This window comes from Rhodococcus sp. PvR099, assembly GCF_017833315.1.
GTDB classification, from domain to species: domain Bacteria; phylum Actinomycetota; class Actinomycetes; order Mycobacteriales; family Mycobacteriaceae; genus Rhodococcus_G; species Rhodococcus_G oryzae.
On the sequence record NZ_JAFIBV010000001.1, the window covers coordinates 2,371,180 to 2,385,872 of the forward strand.

Consider the following 14,693-nt stretch of genomic DNA (forward strand, 5'->3'; position numbering starts at 1 on the left):
TCGAGAGGGAGTGGCTGCTGTGCCGTCCATGCCGTCGCTACGCCCGACCCGCAGGTCGCCCGGCATCACCCCGGCACGGATCCCCGTCCCGACCGCAAGGGCCATCGTGGACTGCGCCGTGTACATCGACGGCGAGCGACTGCCGGGGAAGTTCACCCACTCCGCCGCCCTCGCCGAGGTCCGCGCCCGCGGCAAGGGCTTCGCCTGGGTGGGCTTGCACGCCCCCGACGAATATCAGATGGGCAGTGTCGCAGAGGTTTTCGGCTTGCACGAGCTGACAGTCGAGGACGCCGTGCATGCCCACCAGCGGCCCAAGCTCGAGCTATACGACGATGTGCTCTTCCTGGTACTGAGGACCGTGAATTACGTTGAGCACGAGTCGATCACCACGGCCAACGAGGTGGTCGAGACCGGCGAGATCATGATCTTCCTCGGCGCCGACTTCGTGGTCACCGTGCGGCACGGCGAACACTCCGGCCTGGCCGGTGTCCGGGCGCTGATGGAGGCCAACCCCGGTCGGCTCGCGCTGGGTCCGTCGGCCGTGTTGCACGCGATCGCCGACCACGTGGTGGATCAGTACCTCGCAGTCACCGAATCCGTCGAGAAGGACGTCGATCTCATGGAGGAGGAGGTCTTCAGCCCCCGCACCCGGGTCCCGATCGAGCAGATCTACCTACTCAAGAGGGAGATCGTCGAGCTACGCAAGTCTGTGAACCCGCTCGCCAGTCCCCTGCAGCGGCTGAGCCAGGACACCACCACCGGGGTGCCGAAGGAGGTCAGGCGCTACCTACGCGACGTGCAGGACCACCACACCATCGTCGCCGAGCGGATCGCCGAGTTCGACGAGGTGCTCAGCACCCTCGTCGAGGCCGCCCTGGCCAAGGTGGCCGTGCAGCAGAACACCGACATGCGCAAGATCTCGGCCTGGGTCGCGATCGCCGCGGTGCCGACGATGATCGCGGGCATCTACGGGATGAACTTCGACCACATGCCGGAGCTGCGCTGGAGCTACGGCTATTACGGTGTTGTCGCGGTGATCGTGATCGCGTGCGCCGGCCTGTTCGTCACGTTCCGCCGCAACAACTGGCTCTGACTAGAGCGAGGCCGCCCCGCGCGCCGGGTCGCGCACGTCGATCCCTGCCTCCGCCCACGCCTCCCGCAGCGCCGCGGCTCCGCGCAGCCGCACCCAGGCGGCCTCGGTCCCGGTGATCGGCACCGCGGCGAGGAAGCGCACCGGATCGGCCGGCTCGGGCAGCTCGAGGTCCTCGACGTCGCTCTCCCCCAGCAGCACCGCGGTGAACGGGGCGCCCTTCCACAGCGGCTCGCCCACGTCGAGCAGGCCGTCGACCGTGAGGACCACGCCCTCCACCGCGGGCGCGGCGGCCAGGATCGCCAGCGTCTTGTGCACGCCCGAGGCGACGCCGACGCCGCCGCGCAGGGTCAGCATCAGCTCCGCGCGTGGCCCGCGCACCGGGTCCGCGATGGCGTCGCTCGGATCACCCATCGGATGCCGCGAACAGCCGAGCGAGACGTACCGGACCAGGTCGTCGGAGTCGGCGGGAAAGCGGAGTACCTCCAGCGGTTCCAGCCCGAGGAAGGTTACGGAGGCGGCGGAGGGCGCGGGCCCACCGATCCGCTCGGTGAGGTGCGCACGTACGGAGGCGATGACGCTGTCACTCACCCGTTCATCTAACACCCCACGCCCGTCAGGCACCGATCAGGGCGCCGGGGTGAGCGTCACGGTGACGTCCTCGTCCGCCTGCGGCTGCCGGAGGGTGAGCAGCCGGGATTGCTGATCCCAGGCCAGCACCTCGCCGCCGTCGACCGCCACGCCCGCGGGGAAGCCGCGCTGCGGCAGGTAGATCTCGGTGGGCGCCGAGATGTCGCGGTCGGGCCGGAAGGTCAGCTGGAGCCGGTCCGCGGACGCCTCCCACGAGATCGGCGTGCCCGCGACCGCGCGCGGGTACGGCGTGTCGAGTGCGGTGACGAGGTTGCGGGCGGTGCCGTCCTCCCCGTACGGACCCCACGGACCCGGATCGCGCGACCAGTAGCTCACGCCCGCACCGATCTCCGCCGCCGTGGCGTAGATCCGGTCCACGTAGTCGAGCGCACCGGGGAGCGTGGTGTCGAGCCCGAACTCCCCCAGGATGATCGGGGCGTCGCCGAGGGCGGCCGCGGTGCGCACGGTGTTGTCACGCCAGGAGGCGACGGTCGCGTCGACCAGGTCGCGGGAGGTGCCCTCGTAGCCCCCACCGAGGTCCATCGGCAGCGGATAGATGTGGGGGCAGTAGGCGATCCGCGCGTCGCCCTCGCGGCTGTCGGTGATCGCGCCGAGGCCGCTCGGGGTGCCCCAGTTGTTGCCCATCGCCTGCGGCGCCACACAGACCCAGCTGTCCTGGTCGACGGTGCGGATCGCGTCCGCCGACTTCTGGTAGAGCGACGTGAGCGGCCCTGACTCGAAGACGGGGCCCTGCAGGGTGCCGCCGTAGGGCTCGTTCATCAGGTCGTAGGCGACGACGGCGGGATGGTCGGCGAATCGCTCGGCCACCGCCCGCCACGCATTCGCGTAGTGCTCGGAGAGTTCGGGGTGCGCTCCGGTGGTGTTCCAGAAGTTGTCGAAGGCGCGGATCACGCCTGCGTCGAGGTAGTACTGCTCCCACATGTCGTGCGATCCGACCGGCAACCCGTCCATGTACGTGGCCCACGCGGGGGCACCGTTGCCGGCCTTGCCGCCCGGGGTGATCGCGGCCCCCCAGGTGTCCTGGTGCATATCGAGCATGACGTGATAGCCGCGGTCCGCGTACCAGTCGATGCGGTCCTCCACCCGGTCCAGGTATTCCTGGCTGTAGACGCCGGGCTCCGGCTCCACCGAGCGCCAGGAGATCAGGAACCGGACGAAGTTGGTGCCCATGTCGGTGTGTTCCCGCTCGAGGTCGGCCTCGGTGAACTCCGGCATGCCGTCGGGGGTGCTCTTCGCGCTGGATGCCGTGTTGAATCCGCGGAGGACGAGCGAACGTCCCTGGCCGTCGGTGAGGTACGACTCGGCAGGCGCCGGATCTGATCGCAGCACCGCGCCGACACCACCGGCGAGGACGAGCGCACCGGCCGCAACGAGGGACACCACTCTGGTTCGCCGCACAGGACTCACACCCAACTTTCTGCATGATTCTGGACGCTTGGTCCATTCGATCCCGTTAATGTTGCGGCATGTCTGACGCCAGCGCTGCTGTTTCGGTGAATCCGCAGGTCGATGCCGGTTTCCGCGCCCCGTGGCCGGCTGTCGCGACGCTTGCGGCGATCTCGGTCCTGTTCGGGGTCTGGTCGATCACGGGCGCCGTGCTCACCCGGATCCCGGAGCTGCTCGTCCCGAGCGCGATCGGGCTGCCCTTCGGCATCCCGGCGCTGCGGTTGTTCCCGCTGGGCGAGACGACCACCACCAACTGGCTCGTCGATTGCGCCGCGGCACTGGTGATGCTCGCCGTCGTCTGGATGCGGCTGACCGACTCGGCGCGCAGGCACCCCGGCGGCGGGGTCGGGCGCGCCTTCTTGGCGGGCCTTGGCGCCACCGTGACCGGCGTCCTCGCAGGCAACCTGATCCGCACGGTGTACCTGAGCTTCGTGCTGCAGGAGGGACCGGGCGCCTACCTGGCCTCGCTCGTCGGCGGCGCGCTCGTGTCGGCGGTCTGGGGCGCGATCGTCGGGCTGTTCGTTGGCGCGGCCCACGCGCTCGCGCGGCGGATCTCGCGGGGTACGGCGGCGGCGGAAGCGGGCAACGACCTTCCCGCAGCGGGCGAGTCGTCGATGGCGGAGGCGGCTACCGCGCGTCGGTGAACCGGATGTCGTGATCGTCGGCGTCGGGGTGCGCGAACGTCAGCAACCGCTGCGCCTCGGCCTCGAGCGCCGACGTGGCGCCCTTCGCGACCGGGGCGAATGTCGCGATCTCGACTGCCGCCGAACGCTTCTTGGCGGTGACCGTGACGAACCCGGCAACCTGGCCGCCCACCAGGACCGTCGGCTTGATGATCCCGTTCACGGTGAACACCACCTTGCGGTGCTCGTCGGCGATCACCCGACTCCGGTTCGCGTGGCCCAGCAGGACGCTGTCGTAGGGCGCGAGGATCCGTGGCGGCAGGCTTCCTGCCGGGTCAGGCCGCGGGGCGTCGGGCAGATCGAACAGTTCGGCACCGTCCTCGTCGACGAACACCCGCAACCTCGGGCGAAGTCGGTCGAACACCTCCCCCAGCCTGGTCAGGCCGGACCAGGCCTGTGCGTCCGCCGCCGACGCCGGGCCGTAGGCCGCCAGGTAACGCAGGATGATCTCGTCCGGAATCGGTTCGGACAGTGGCGTGTCCGTCCACCGCTCCAGGGTGGTGCAGACCGGCTGACCGGACCTGCCCCAGATCCCCCGCGGGGGCACCTGCACGAGCGGGAGCAGGGCCCGGACCGCATGTGCGAGGGCCACCGGGTCGCGGTCCGGCCAACGCTCGGCCAGCAGCGGCCGAAGGTCGGCCAGGCTCAGCGGGGTGCCCTCGAGGGTCGCCCGACTCCAGTCCGTCAGCGCCGCGAGGTCCATCCCGACGAGGGCGGCCTTGTGCTGGGTGTTCGTTCGCAGGTCCGCGTCCATGATGGGCCGCACCCACGGCCGCAGCGAGAGGGCATCGGCCGCGGTGACGGCGTGCACCGTGCCGCGCATCAGGGCGATCCGTACGACGTCCCGGTTCTCGATCGGCGCGGACAGGTCGGCGGGCCGAAATCCCTTGAGCCGAGCCCACAACGCGAAGTACGGCGCCATCGGCGCCTGCGCCTGCAGGCCGAACAGGTGGCCGACCAACTCGAGCGCGGTGCCGCTCGTGCGGCGCAGCAGGTGCTGACGGTCGAGCGTCGCGCGGCTCAGGGCCCTGCGGGACAATCGTTCTCGCCTGGCCTCGAGCCCCGCTGACATTGCACTCCCCTACCGCCGAAAGACTTCCGTCGCCGCACCAAGGGTAGGACATCGCACCACGAAACCCTCGGCACCGCGCACTCACGCGATGCGGCCGGAACGAAGTTCGGTCACCGCGATGTGAGCGGCCCGTCCGATCGCCCGGTCGACCACGGGCAGCACAGGATCGGCGCGCGCCGCCCGTGTGAAAATGGCTACGGCAACCGGAGTCTCGCCAGGGAAACCCACGACTGCCACCTCGTTGCGGATGGCCCCGATCGTCCCGGTCTTCCCCGCCACGGTCACCCCCGCATAGGGAAATCCCGAGCGGATTCGATGCGGCCAGATCTGTCCCGCCATGACCTCCCGGATGAACTGACCCTGATCCGCAGACACCACACCGTCGGTCCAGATCGCGTCGAGTAGCGACGTCATCTCTCTCGGGGTCGTCGCGCTCGTGAACGCCGGATCGTAGGCGGAGCCCGCCCACGCCTCGTCATTGTCGGCGAGTACCTCGAACGCTTCCCTCGTCGTGTGCGAATTCGCCTCCTCGAGCATGGTCCGATGGATATCCGCTGTGCCGCCGACGATTCGCGTGCGGAGCAGTCCGAGTTCGGCGAGCACCCGATCGATGCCGTCGAGTCCCACTCGTCCGAGGATGAGGTCCGCGGCGGCGTTATCGGACACCGTCATCATCGACAGGGCCAGATCGCGCCAACTCATCACCACCGGGTCCCGGAAGGTCGACACCCCGGTCGGCCCCGGCGTGCAGTCCGCGGGATTGATACGTACCGTCGCTGTCGGGGAGAGGGACCCCACGTCGAAAGCCCTGCACAGGGCAACCAAGAGTGGGAGTTTGTAGACGGACGCCGTCACGACGAGTTCGTCGGCACCGACCGAGACGGCGTCTTCGTCGTCGTCCGCTCGCCGCGTTCCGATGCGCCTGGCGTGAAGCCAGCCGGTGCAGCCGGCGTCGGCGAACACGTCGCGGATCCGCTTCTCCGCGGTCGTGCTCATCGTCCCGCCTTGAGGAGCACCCGGTCCAGTGCGCCTGCCGACAGCGCGAGATCGGCACCCGCCCGCCAGACGATACGAAGGCGCAGCGCAAGTTCCTCTCGCACCATGTCGACCCAGGACACGCCGGGCATCGTTGTCGGCGGAGTCGTCGTCACCCCGAAAGTGCCACCGGCCGCCACGCGGGCGAGCAGGTCTCGCGGCCCCGTCGAGACGACCACGTCCGGGTCAAGGCCACGGGCCCGCCACATGTCCACGAACAGGTCGTGAGCGGGGGGATTGTCCGATCGTGGACCTGTCGACAACGTCAGTCCCCGAAGCATCCGGACCTGCGCCTTCTTCGCGATCGCGGCCGGATGGTCGTCCGGCACGACCACCCAACGCCGAATCTTCAGGATGGGCCCACTATCGAGACCCGTGAGCAGCGCCGGGTGTTCGACCACAGCGACGTCGAGACTCCCTGTTCGGACGCTCTCCACCAGTTCGGTGGTGGTCGCAGTGGTGGTGACGACCCTGGTGGGCCTTGCCTTGTCGGCGTCGCGGAGCGCGCGGACACACCGCACCACCACGTCGTCGCCAAGCGAGTGCGTGACACCCCATCTCACCGCTGCGTCATGTCCGCCCGTGATGCGCCGAGCCTCGTCCTCGAATCTGGCAGCGTCGGAGACCAGGAGCCGTGCTCGCGGAAGCAACTGTCGCCCAGCGTCCGTGAGCCCGACGCCACGAGCGCTGCGGTGGACGAGCTCGGTGCCCAGCCTCTGTTCGAGACGCCGCAGGCCCTGCGACAACGGCGGTTGTGTCATTCCCAATCGTGCCGCGGCATTTCCGAAATGCCCCTCTTCCGCAACTGCGACAAAGAAATTCAAATGGCGGACCAGATCCATGGCCACCATTGAATCAGCCGATCAGGGGGCGTCAGGGGCGCGCGACGAATTGCTCCACACAGAATTGCCTCCTGAACTGGCGAGATAGCATTCTCGACTCGTCTCGACGCTGTGACCGTCTTTGCGCACGGCGGCGCCGACCCCGACATTGGGGTCATGACCAGAAATCGAGTTCATCCGAAATCGAAGCGGGGCAGCATCGGACATCACGGTGCCCGCACCCTCGCTCTCACTCTTCCGCTGCTTCTTGGCGCGTGCACGGCCGCCGCGGATCAGACCGTCCAGGACACTTCGGTGGCCGTGACACCGGAACTGCCCTCACTCGACACGAAACTCGACGCGCTGGAGGCCCGCTACTCCACGCGAATCGGGGTCACCGCAATCGATCCCGCGACCGGCCAGATCTACCAGCATCGGGGCGACGAACGATTCGCCCTGTGTTCGACGTTCAAGACGTACGCGGCCGCCGAGGTACTCCGCCGGACGCGGGCGGGCACATCGTCACTCGACAAACCGGTCCTGGTCGAACCCGGTGACCTCGTGGAGAATTCACCCGTCACCGCGGCCGCCGTCGGCACCCCGATGACACTGCGGCAGATTGCCGAAGCGGCGCTGACCCGGAGTGACAACACGGCAGGAAACTATCTACTCGAGGAGATCGGCGGGCCGCCCGCGATCACCTCACTCGCCCGCGAGATCGGAGACGAGAGCACCCGCCTGGACCGGTGGGAGACCGAACTGAACAGCGCGCTCCGCGGGGACCCGCGGGACACCTCCACACCGAAAGAACTCGCGGACGGCTACCAGGCACTGCTCCTGGGGGACGCGCTCGGATCTCCCGAACGCGCGCAACTCGTCGACTGGATGCGGGCGAGCAAGACGTCGGACAAGCGAATTCGCGCCGGTCTGCCGGACGGGTGGACCGCTGCGGCAAAATCCGGCGCAGGCCGGTTCGGGACCGTCAACGACGCAGGCGTCGCCTGGGACCGGGACGGCAACCCCCTGGTTCTCGCTATCCTCACCGACAGCCTGACCAATCAGGAGGATGCACAGGGGAACAATGAGGTGGTTGCCGACACCACCGCTGCGGTGGTCGAGGCCATGACTTCGCCGTGAGTCACCCGTGTGGAGACCCCTGGTGCGGCGGGAACCGTCAGATGGCCAGCTTGGCGAGCAGATCCCGCGCCCGCTCGGCGGTCTTCGGCTCGCACAGCACGTCGTAGCGGCCGGCCACCAACTGCATGGTGGACGCGAAATCACGCTGACCACGCGTGGCGGCGTACGGGATGGTGGTGGAGATCAATCCGAAGATGATGCCGCCGATGATGCCCGCGACCAGCGGGCCGAGGAGGCTGTCGGTGAAGAGTCCGAGCAGCAGGCCAAGGAACACACCCAACCAGGCTCCCGAAACGATTCCGCCACCAATCACTTTCGCCCAGGTGAGCCGTCCGAGAACGCGCTCGACCTGCATCAGGTCCACGCCGACGATGGTGACGTCCTCGACCGGGAAGGCCTGGTCCGACAGGTGATCGACGGCGCGCTGCGCCTCGGCATAGGTCGGGTACGAACCGATCGGCCAACCGGTGGGAGGGGTCGGCAGCGGCCCGCCGCGTCCGGTCCGATTCGGCTGTGCGAGCGGATTGGTCATCGTCTGTGCTCCCTCATCGGTGATTCAGCTCGTGAGAACTGCACTCTCGTCGATGTCCATCTTACTGAGAGTTCGGGTCGAACCGTGTGGTCCGCACCATGCCTGCCGCGCGCCCCTTGCCCGCGACGACCAGCGCCATCTTGGCGCTCGCCTCGTCGATCATCTCGTCACCGAGCATCGCGGCGCCGCGCCCGCCGCCCGCCGCCGAGGTGTGGAACTCGTACGCGTCGAGGATCATCTCGGCGTGGTCGTAGTCGGCCTGACGCGGGCTGAAAACCTCGTTGGCCGCATCGATCTGGCCGGGGTGGAGCACCCACTTGCCGTCGAAACCGAGCGCCGCGGTCCGCCCGGCGGCGCGCCGGAAGGCCTCGACGTCGCGGATCTGCAGGTACGGCCCGTCGATCGCCTCGAGCCCGTGCGCCCGCGCCGCCATCAGGATCGTCATCAGGATGTGGTGGTAGGCGTCGCCCGGCTCGTAACCCTCCGGCTGCTCGCCGACGACAAGGGTGCGCATGTTGATGCTCGCCATGAAGTCGGCGGGCCCGAAGACCAGCGTCTGCACCCGCGGGCTGGCGGTCGCGATGGCGTTGATGTTGGTCAGGCCGATCGCGTTCTCGATCTGCGCCTCGATGCCGATCCGGCCCACCTCGAGCCCATTGGCCCGCTCGACCTGGGTGAGCAGCAGATCGAGTGCCTGCACGTGACTCGCGTCGGTCACCTTCGGCAACAGGATGGCGTCGATCCGGGCACCTGCGCCGGAGACCACCTCGATGACGTCGGCGTGGGTCCACTCGGTGGTCCAGTCGTTGACCCGGACGACCCGGATCTGCTCACCCCATCCGTCGGAGTTCAGCGCATCGACGATCTCGGCCCTGGCCTGTGCCTTGGCGATCGGTGCGACGGCGTCCTCGAGATCGAGGAAGATCTCGTCGGCCGGCAATCCCTTGGCCTTGTCGATCATCTTCCTGCTGCTGCCGGGAACGGCAAGAATCGACCGACGCGGACGCGCGACCTGCATGTGGACCTCCAGTGTGAATTAGCCTGGCCATCATGGCAGCAGTGAGCAAGGTCTTCGTAGCCAGGCTCGCCGGCCTGGTGGTGCTCGGGCCCGACGGAGAATCGATCGGTCGCGTCCGCGACGTCGTCATCACCATCCGGGTCGGCCGACAACGCCCCCGAGTCCTCGGCCTGGTCGTCGAATTGCTCACCCGGCGAAGGATATTCATCCCGATGCTGCGGGTGACGGCCATCGAGCCCGGCTCGGTGACACTGACCGGCAACGTGAGCCTGCGCCGGTTCACCCAGAAACCCGGCGAGGTGTTGGCCCTGGCCCAGATACTCGACAGCCGGGTGCGTGTCGACGACCCCGAACACGACGACCTGGCCGGTCAGGAGGTTCTGGTCGCGGACCTGGGCATCGAGCTGACCAGGACGCGGGACTGGGTGGTCTCCCGCGTTGCGGTCCGCAAGCCCCGAGGCAGGCTCGCCCGCCGCACCGCGATGCAGATCGTCGACTGGCAGCACGTGCAGGGGCTGACGCAATCTCAGCTGGCCCTGCCGGGACAGGGCGTCTCGCAGCTGTTGGCACAGTTCGAGGGCATGCGTCCCGCCGACGTCGCCGAGGCCATCCGCGAGCTTCCCGACAAGCGCCGTCACGAGGTCGCGGTCGCGCTCGACGACGAGCGGCTCGCGGATGTGCTGCAGGAGTTGCCGTCCGACGATCAGACCGACCTGCTCACCCACCTCGAGGTGGAACGCGCGGCCGACGTGCTCGAGGCGATGGACCCCGACGACGCCGCGGACCTGCTGGGCGAGCTGCCCGACGCCGAGGCCGAGTCGCTGCTGCAGCTGATGGATCCCGAGGACTCCGAGCCCGTGCGCCGGCTGCTCGAGCACTCCCCCGACACCGCGGGCGGCCTGATGACGCCCGAACCGGTGATCCTCACGCCCTCGACCACCGTCGCCGAGGCGCTGGCCCGGGTCCGGAACCCGGATCTGACGCCTGCGCTGGCCAGCCTGGTGTTCGTCGTCCGGCCGCCGATCTCGACGCCGACCGGCCGATATCTCGGTTGCGTGCACCTACAGCAGCTGCTGCGGGAGCCGCCCGCGACCCTGGTCGGCGGGGTGCTGGACACCGACCTCACCCGGCTCGACCCGGACGAGTCGCTGACGGCGGTGACCCGCTACTTCGCGAGATACAACCTGGTGTGCGGACCGGTCGTCGATGACGAGGAACACCTGCTCGGCGCCGTCACCGTCGACGACGTGCTCGATCACCTGCTCCCTGAGGACTGGCGCGAACAGGAAGTGGCCGATGAGTGAGAAGCGGACATCGTCGGAGAAGACGACTGCACTGAGCGCACGTCAACGGCTCGACACACCGCGCGGATCCCGGCTGTTCAATTTCCAGATCGACGTCGAAGCCGTCGGCCGGGTCGGCGAGCGGTTCGCTCGGTTCCTCGGAACCGGGCGGTACCTGGCCATCCAGACGATCGTGGTGATCGTCTGGATCACCCTCAACGTGTTCGCGGTGCGGCTGCAGTGGGATCCGTACCCGTTCATCCTGCTCAACCTGGCGTTCTCCACCCAGGCCGCGTACGCCGCGCCGCTGATCCTGCTGGCGCAGAACCGGCAGGAGAACCGGGACCGCGTCTCGCTCGGGGAGGACCGGGCCAGGGCGGAACAGACCAAGGCCGACACCGAGTTCCTGGCCCGCGAGCTCGCCGCGCTGCGCCTGGCCGTCGGCGAGGTGGCCACAAGGGACTACCTGCGCCGCGAGCTCGAGGAGATCAAGTCCCTGCTGACCCCGCAGGATGAGGAGGAGCCGAGGCCCCCGCGCCGGTAGCACCACCCGAAAGGGCCACCACCCGCGTATCCACTCTGTAATCTGGGTCACATTTCGTGGGTTCGGGCATTGCGAAGGGTGGGCGCATGCGGATCAGGGGTCTCGCGGCCGGGTCGACGGCGACGTTGGTCGCGGTCGGGGCCGCTGCCACGGTCGTGGGCGCCGCGCTCGGCTTCGGACCGTTCGGTACCGCCGCACCCGCCCTCGCCGGGGTCGCGGTCACGACGCAGGACGCCCTCGATCCCGCGGGCACGGTCGGGGTGCTGCCCCCCGCGCCCAGGCCGGCCCGCGCACCGCACGCGTACACCCCGCCCCCACCGGTCCAGTTCGAGCTGCCGCCCGCGCTGGCGCCCCGCCTGTCGCCGATGCCCGCGGCGATCACGGTGAGCGAACTCGGCATCCCCGAACTGGTGCTCGGCGCGTACCGGATGGCCGAGTCGACGATGGCCACGGAGGCACCGGACTGCGGGGTGACGTGGCATCTCCTGGCCGGGATCGGCCGGATCGAGTCCGGGCACGCGGGCGGCGGCCGTACCGACGCGGCGGGCACCACGCTGACCCCGATCCTGGGACCGGTCCTGAACGGGCACCTCGCGGGCAACCAGGTCATCACCGACACCGACGACGGCGCCCTGGACGGCGACAAGAAGCACGATCGCGCGGTCGGGCCCATGCAGTTCATCCCCAGCACCTGGACGCGGTACGCCGCCGACGGGAACGGCGACGGCACCGCCGACCCGAACAACGTCTTCGACGCCTCGCTCGCGGCCGCCCGGTACCTCTGCTCGGGTGGACTGAACCTGCGCGACAGCGCCCAAGAAGTCCGGGCGGTCCTGCGCTACAACAATTCGATGGCCTACGCCGCCAATGTGCTGGCGTGGTCCGCGGCATATGCGGGCGGCGGGACGCCCGCCCCCGGTTCGATCCCGGAGGTCCGGCCGGAGCCGGCCGAGCCGACGTCGGCACCCGAACCGGGACGCGCCGTCGATGCGGCCGCACCCGTCGCGCCCGCCGCACCGGCCCCAGCACCGGCGCCACTGATCCCCGGCCTGCCCGAGCTGCCGTGCCTGATCTTCTGTCCGCCGCCCGGCGGCACTCCCGCCGCGCCGGCGACGCCGCCTCCCCCGCCCGCACCCTGACAGTCCGGACGGAACGCTCGGCATCCCTTCGCCAGGTCTCGAACGGGTTCACTTTTCGGTCTCGACGCGCCCTCGGCGTGACCTAACTGAAACTATCCAATTTTCTTCGCTGACCAGTGATTACCTCCAGAATCCCGTTACGCAGATCACGGTAAAGTAACGGAAGTATCTCGAATTCGGGTAGCCTCGGCTCCGGTCGATAACAAATCAGTGCCCCGACCGGGACGCAGGAGGATCACCGTGGGTCGCCACAGCAAGAAGAACGATTCGAATCTTCGCCGCAACTCCGTCGTGGCACTCGCCGGGTTAGTCCCCGCCGGGCTGGTCGTCGGGACCACGGCAAGTGCCTCCCCCTCGCTCCCGTTCACGGTCGCCGCCGACTCCGCACCGATCGCCGACGTTCCCGCCGCCCCGCAGCCCGAGGCCGAGCCCGCCGCCGTGGCCACGCCCGCCGCCGAGGCCGCCCCGGTCCTCGCGCCCGCCCCCGAGCCCGCACCGGCGCCCGCGCCCGCCCCCCTGCCCGAGGGACCGCTCGGCATCCCCGGCGTCAACTTCGCCGCCTACCAGTCCGCCGAGAAGCTGCTCGCCAAGGACCTGCCCGGCTGTGGCATCAGCTGGATGCAGATCGCGGGCATCGGCATGGTCGAGTCGCACCACGCCAACGGCGGCAAGGCCCACGACAACGGCGACGTGTTCGAGCCGGTCATCGGCCTGCCGCTCAACGGCAGCCTGCCCGGACAGGCCGTCATCATGGACACCGACGGCGGCGCCCTCGACGGCGACACCGTCTACGACCGCGCGGTCGGCCCCACCCAGTTCATCCCCACCACCTGGGCGCAGTTCGGCGCCGACGGCAACGGCGACGGCAAGATCGACCCGCAGAACCTGTTCGACTCCGCCGCCGCGACCGGCAAGTACCTGTGCGACCGCGGGACCAACATGCGCGACATCGGCTCGGCCACCATGGCGATCCACCGCTACAACAACTCGATGGCGTACGTGGCCAACGTGACCGCATGGGCGCTGGCCTACTCGACCGGCATCACCCCCACCGCGGACGCCCTGCCGCGTATCCACTGAGTCCAGGCCACCTAGGATTAGGGCATGCCAGTAGTGACCGAGTCCGACGTTCGTAGCGCGCTGTCCCGGGTGCTCGATCCGGAGATCCGCAAACCCATCACCGAGCTGGGGATGGTCAAGAGCGTCGCGCTGTCCGACGACGCCAGCGTCGACATCGAGATCTACCTGACGACCGCGGGCTGCCCCATGCGGACCGAGATCACCGATCGGGTCACCAAGGCGGTCGCCGATGTGTCCGGCATCGGCGCCATCCGCGTCGAGCTCGACGTGATGAACGACGAGCAGCGCACCGAGCTGCGCAAGTCACTGCGCGGCGACTCGGCCGAGCCGGTCATCCCGTTCGCCCAGCCCGGCTCGCTGACCCGCGTGTATGCCGTGGCATCCGGCAAGGGCGGCGTCGGAAAGTCTTCCGTCACAGTCAATCTCGCGGCCGCCATGGCCGCCCGCGGCCTCTCGGTCGGTGTCCTCGACGCGGACATCTACGGCCACTCGGTCCCCCGGATGCTCGGCACCGACGCCAAGCCGACGCAGGTCGAGCGGATGATCATGCCGCCGCAGGCGCACGACGTGAAGCTCATCTCGATCGCGCAGTTCACCCAGGGCAACACCCCCGTCGTCTGGCGCGGGCCGATGCTGCACCGCGCGCTCCAGCAGTTCCTGGCCGACGTGTTCTGGGGCGACCTGGACGTGCTGCTGCTCGACCTGCCGCCCGGCACCGGTGACGTGGCGATCTCCGTCGCCCAGCTGATCCCCGGCGCGGAGATCCTGGTGGTCACCACCCCGCAGCAGGCCGCGGCCGAGGTGGCCGAGCGGGCGGGCGCGATCGCGCTGCAGACCCGCCAGCGCATCGTCGGCGTCGTGGAGAACATGTCCTGGATGGAGCTGCCGGACGGCACCAGGATGGAGGTGTTCGGCTCCGGGGGCGGTCAGGCCGTGTCCGACCGGCTCACCAAGGCCGTCGGAGCGAAGGTCCCGCTGCTCGGACAGATCCCGCTCGAGCAGGCGGTCCGCGAGGGCGGCGACGAGGGCGTCCCGATCGTGCTCAGCGATCCCGACTCCCCGGCAGGCACCGCGCTGCGGGATATCGCCGAGAAGCTCTCGGTCCGCTCGCGCGGCCTGGCGGGCATGTCGCTCGGCATCGACACCACGCGGCACCTGTAGG

The 14,693-nt window shown here is 69.3% G+C and carries 15 protein-coding genes; 8 read left to right on the plus strand and 7 right to left on the minus strand.

Annotation, left to right across the window (positions count from 1 at the left end; translation table 11 throughout):
- The first annotated feature begins 19 nt into the window (after positions 1-19).
- On the plus strand, positions 20-1,093 hold the full coding sequence (gene corA / locus JOE46_RS10700) for a magnesium/cobalt transporter CorA (RefSeq protein ID WP_097212502.1): 1,074 nt from the start codon (positions 20-22) through the stop codon (positions 1,091-1,093).
- Here the strand turns inward: corA and JOE46_RS10705 are convergent, their stop codons facing one another.
- Together JOE46_RS10705 and JOE46_RS10710 are read right to left on the minus strand one after the other, a co-directional pair.
- Complete coding sequence (locus tag JOE46_RS10705; RefSeq protein ID WP_097212503.1) at positions 1,094-1,681, minus strand: suppressor of fused domain protein; 588 nt, start codon at positions 1,679-1,681, stop codon at positions 1,094-1,096.
- A gap of 36 nt (positions 1,682-1,717) precedes the next feature.
- The gene (locus JOE46_RS10710; RefSeq protein ID WP_257017538.1) at positions 1,718-3,124 is read right to left on the minus strand and encodes a cellulase family glycosylhydrolase; all 1,407 of its coding nucleotides are present in this window, start codon (positions 3,122-3,124) and stop codon (positions 1,718-1,720) included.
- An 83-nt stretch (positions 3,125-3,207) separates the two neighbouring features.
- Here JOE46_RS10710 and JOE46_RS10715 point away from each other — a divergent pair, with 83 nt between their 5' ends.
- The gene (locus tag JOE46_RS10715) at positions 3,208-3,831 is read left to right on the plus strand and encodes a hypothetical protein (protein ID WP_097212504.1); all 624 of its coding nucleotides are present in this window, start codon (positions 3,208-3,210) and stop codon (positions 3,829-3,831) included.
- Here JOE46_RS10715 and JOE46_RS10720 read toward each other — a convergent pair.
- The 3 genes from JOE46_RS10720 to JOE46_RS10730 form a co-directional block, all read right to left on the minus strand.
- On the minus strand, positions 3,815-4,942 hold the full coding sequence (locus JOE46_RS10720) for a winged helix DNA-binding domain-containing protein (protein WP_097212505.1): 1,128 nt from the start codon (positions 4,940-4,942) through the stop codon (positions 3,815-3,817). The two genes, JOE46_RS10715 and JOE46_RS10720, sit on opposite strands and share 17 nt — an antisense overlap.
- 81 nt (positions 4,943-5,023) lie before the next feature.
- Positions 5,024-5,938 carry a serine hydrolase gene (locus JOE46_RS10725; protein WP_097212506.1) on the minus strand — a complete coding sequence of 305 codons (915 nt, stop codon included), beginning with the start codon at positions 5,936-5,938 and terminating at the stop codon, positions 5,024-5,026.
- Entirely contained in the window at positions 5,935-6,828 is an 894-nt protein-coding gene (locus tag JOE46_RS10730; protein ID WP_097212507.1) for a LysR family transcriptional regulator, read from the minus strand. Before JOE46_RS10730 ends, JOE46_RS10725 begins: the two co-directional genes overlap by 4 nt.
- Positions 6,829-6,975: 147 nt before the next feature.
- On the opposite strand from JOE46_RS10730, the gene bla reads away from it, so the two are divergent.
- A complete protein-coding gene (bla, locus tag JOE46_RS10735; protein ID WP_209927200.1) occupies positions 6,976-7,935 on the plus strand; it encodes a class A beta-lactamase in 960 nt (319 codons plus the stop codon).
- A 37-nt stretch (positions 7,936-7,972) separates the two neighbouring features.
- Here bla and JOE46_RS10740 read toward each other — a convergent pair whose 3' ends face one another.
- A complete protein-coding gene (locus JOE46_RS10740) occupies positions 7,973-8,467 on the minus strand; it encodes a general stress protein (RefSeq protein ID WP_077042429.1) in 495 nt (164 codons plus the stop codon).
- A gap of 61 nt (positions 8,468-8,528) precedes the next feature.
- Positions 8,529-9,485, minus strand: coding sequence for a CoA ester lyase (locus JOE46_RS10745; protein WP_077042430.1), 957 nt, complete (start codon positions 9,483-9,485; stop codon positions 8,529-8,531).
- 32 nt (positions 9,486-9,517) lie between these two features.
- On the opposite strand from JOE46_RS10745, the gene JOE46_RS10750 reads away from it, so the two are divergent.
- The 5 genes from JOE46_RS10750 to JOE46_RS10770 all read left to right on the plus strand — a co-directional run bounded on the left by JOE46_RS10750 (position 9,518) and on the right by JOE46_RS10770 (position 14,692).
- Entirely contained in the window at positions 9,518-10,789 is a 1,272-nt protein-coding gene (locus tag JOE46_RS10750) for a magnesium transporter MgtE N-terminal domain-containing protein (protein WP_077042431.1), read from the plus strand.
- Entirely contained in the window at positions 10,782-11,312 is a 531-nt protein-coding gene (locus JOE46_RS10755; protein ID WP_097212508.1) for a DUF1003 domain-containing protein, read from the plus strand. Before JOE46_RS10750 ends, JOE46_RS10755 begins: the two co-directional genes overlap by 8 nt.
- A gap of 86 nt (positions 11,313-11,398) precedes the next feature.
- The gene (locus tag JOE46_RS10760) at positions 11,399-12,451 is read left to right on the plus strand and encodes a lytic transglycosylase domain-containing protein (protein ID WP_209927201.1); all 1,053 of its coding nucleotides are present in this window, start codon (positions 11,399-11,401) and stop codon (positions 12,449-12,451) included.
- 240 nt (positions 12,452-12,691) lie between these two features.
- Positions 12,692-13,531: a lytic transglycosylase domain-containing protein gene (locus tag JOE46_RS10765; RefSeq protein ID WP_097212510.1), complete on the plus strand. Its 840-nt coding sequence runs from the start codon at positions 12,692-12,694 to the stop codon at positions 13,529-13,531.
- 24 nt (positions 13,532-13,555) lie between these two features.
- On the plus strand, positions 13,556-14,692 hold the full coding sequence (locus JOE46_RS10770) for an Mrp/NBP35 family ATP-binding protein (RefSeq protein WP_097212511.1): 1,137 nt from the start codon (positions 13,556-13,558) through the stop codon (positions 14,690-14,692).
- Position 14,693: the final 1 nt, after the last annotated feature.

What these genes read in the sequence shown, in the direction of transcription:
- JOE46_RS10720 (WP_097212505.1), bottom strand. Translation starts at nt 4,942, where the DNA reads ATGTCAGCGGGGCTCGAGGCCAGGCGAGAACGATTGTCCCGCAGGGCC.
- JOE46_RS10730 (WP_097212507.1), bottom strand. Translation starts at nt 6,828, where the DNA reads ATGGTGGCCATGGATCTGGTCCGCCATTTGAATTTCTTTGTCGCAGTT.
- bla (WP_209927200.1), top strand. Translation starts at nt 6,976, where the DNA reads ATGACCAGAAATCGAGTTCATCCGAAATCGAAGCGGGGCAGCATCGGA.
- JOE46_RS10740 (WP_077042429.1), bottom strand. Translation starts at nt 8,467, where the DNA reads ATGACCAATCCGCTCGCACAGCCGAATCGGACCGGACGCGGCGGGCCG.
- JOE46_RS10725 (WP_097212506.1), bottom strand. Translation starts at nt 5,938, where the DNA reads ATGAGCACGACCGCGGAGAAGCGGATCCGCGACGTGTTCGCCGACGCC.
- JOE46_RS10715 (WP_097212504.1), top strand. Translation starts at nt 3,208, where the DNA reads ATGTCTGACGCCAGCGCTGCTGTTTCGGTGAATCCGCAGGTCGATGCC.
- JOE46_RS10745 (WP_077042430.1), bottom strand. Translation starts at nt 9,485, where the DNA reads ATGCAGGTCGCGCGTCCGCGTCGGTCGATTCTTGCCGTTCCCGGCAGC.
- JOE46_RS10750 (WP_077042431.1), top strand. Translation starts at nt 9,518, where the DNA reads ATGGCAGCAGTGAGCAAGGTCTTCGTAGCCAGGCTCGCCGGCCTGGTG.
- JOE46_RS10770 (WP_097212511.1), top strand. Translation starts at nt 13,556, where the DNA reads ATGCCAGTAGTGACCGAGTCCGACGTTCGTAGCGCGCTGTCCCGGGTG.
- JOE46_RS10755 (WP_097212508.1), top strand. Translation starts at nt 10,782, where the DNA reads ATGAGTGAGAAGCGGACATCGTCGGAGAAGACGACTGCACTGAGCGCA.
- JOE46_RS10760 (WP_209927201.1), top strand. Translation starts at nt 11,399, where the DNA reads ATGCGGATCAGGGGTCTCGCGGCCGGGTCGACGGCGACGTTGGTCGCG.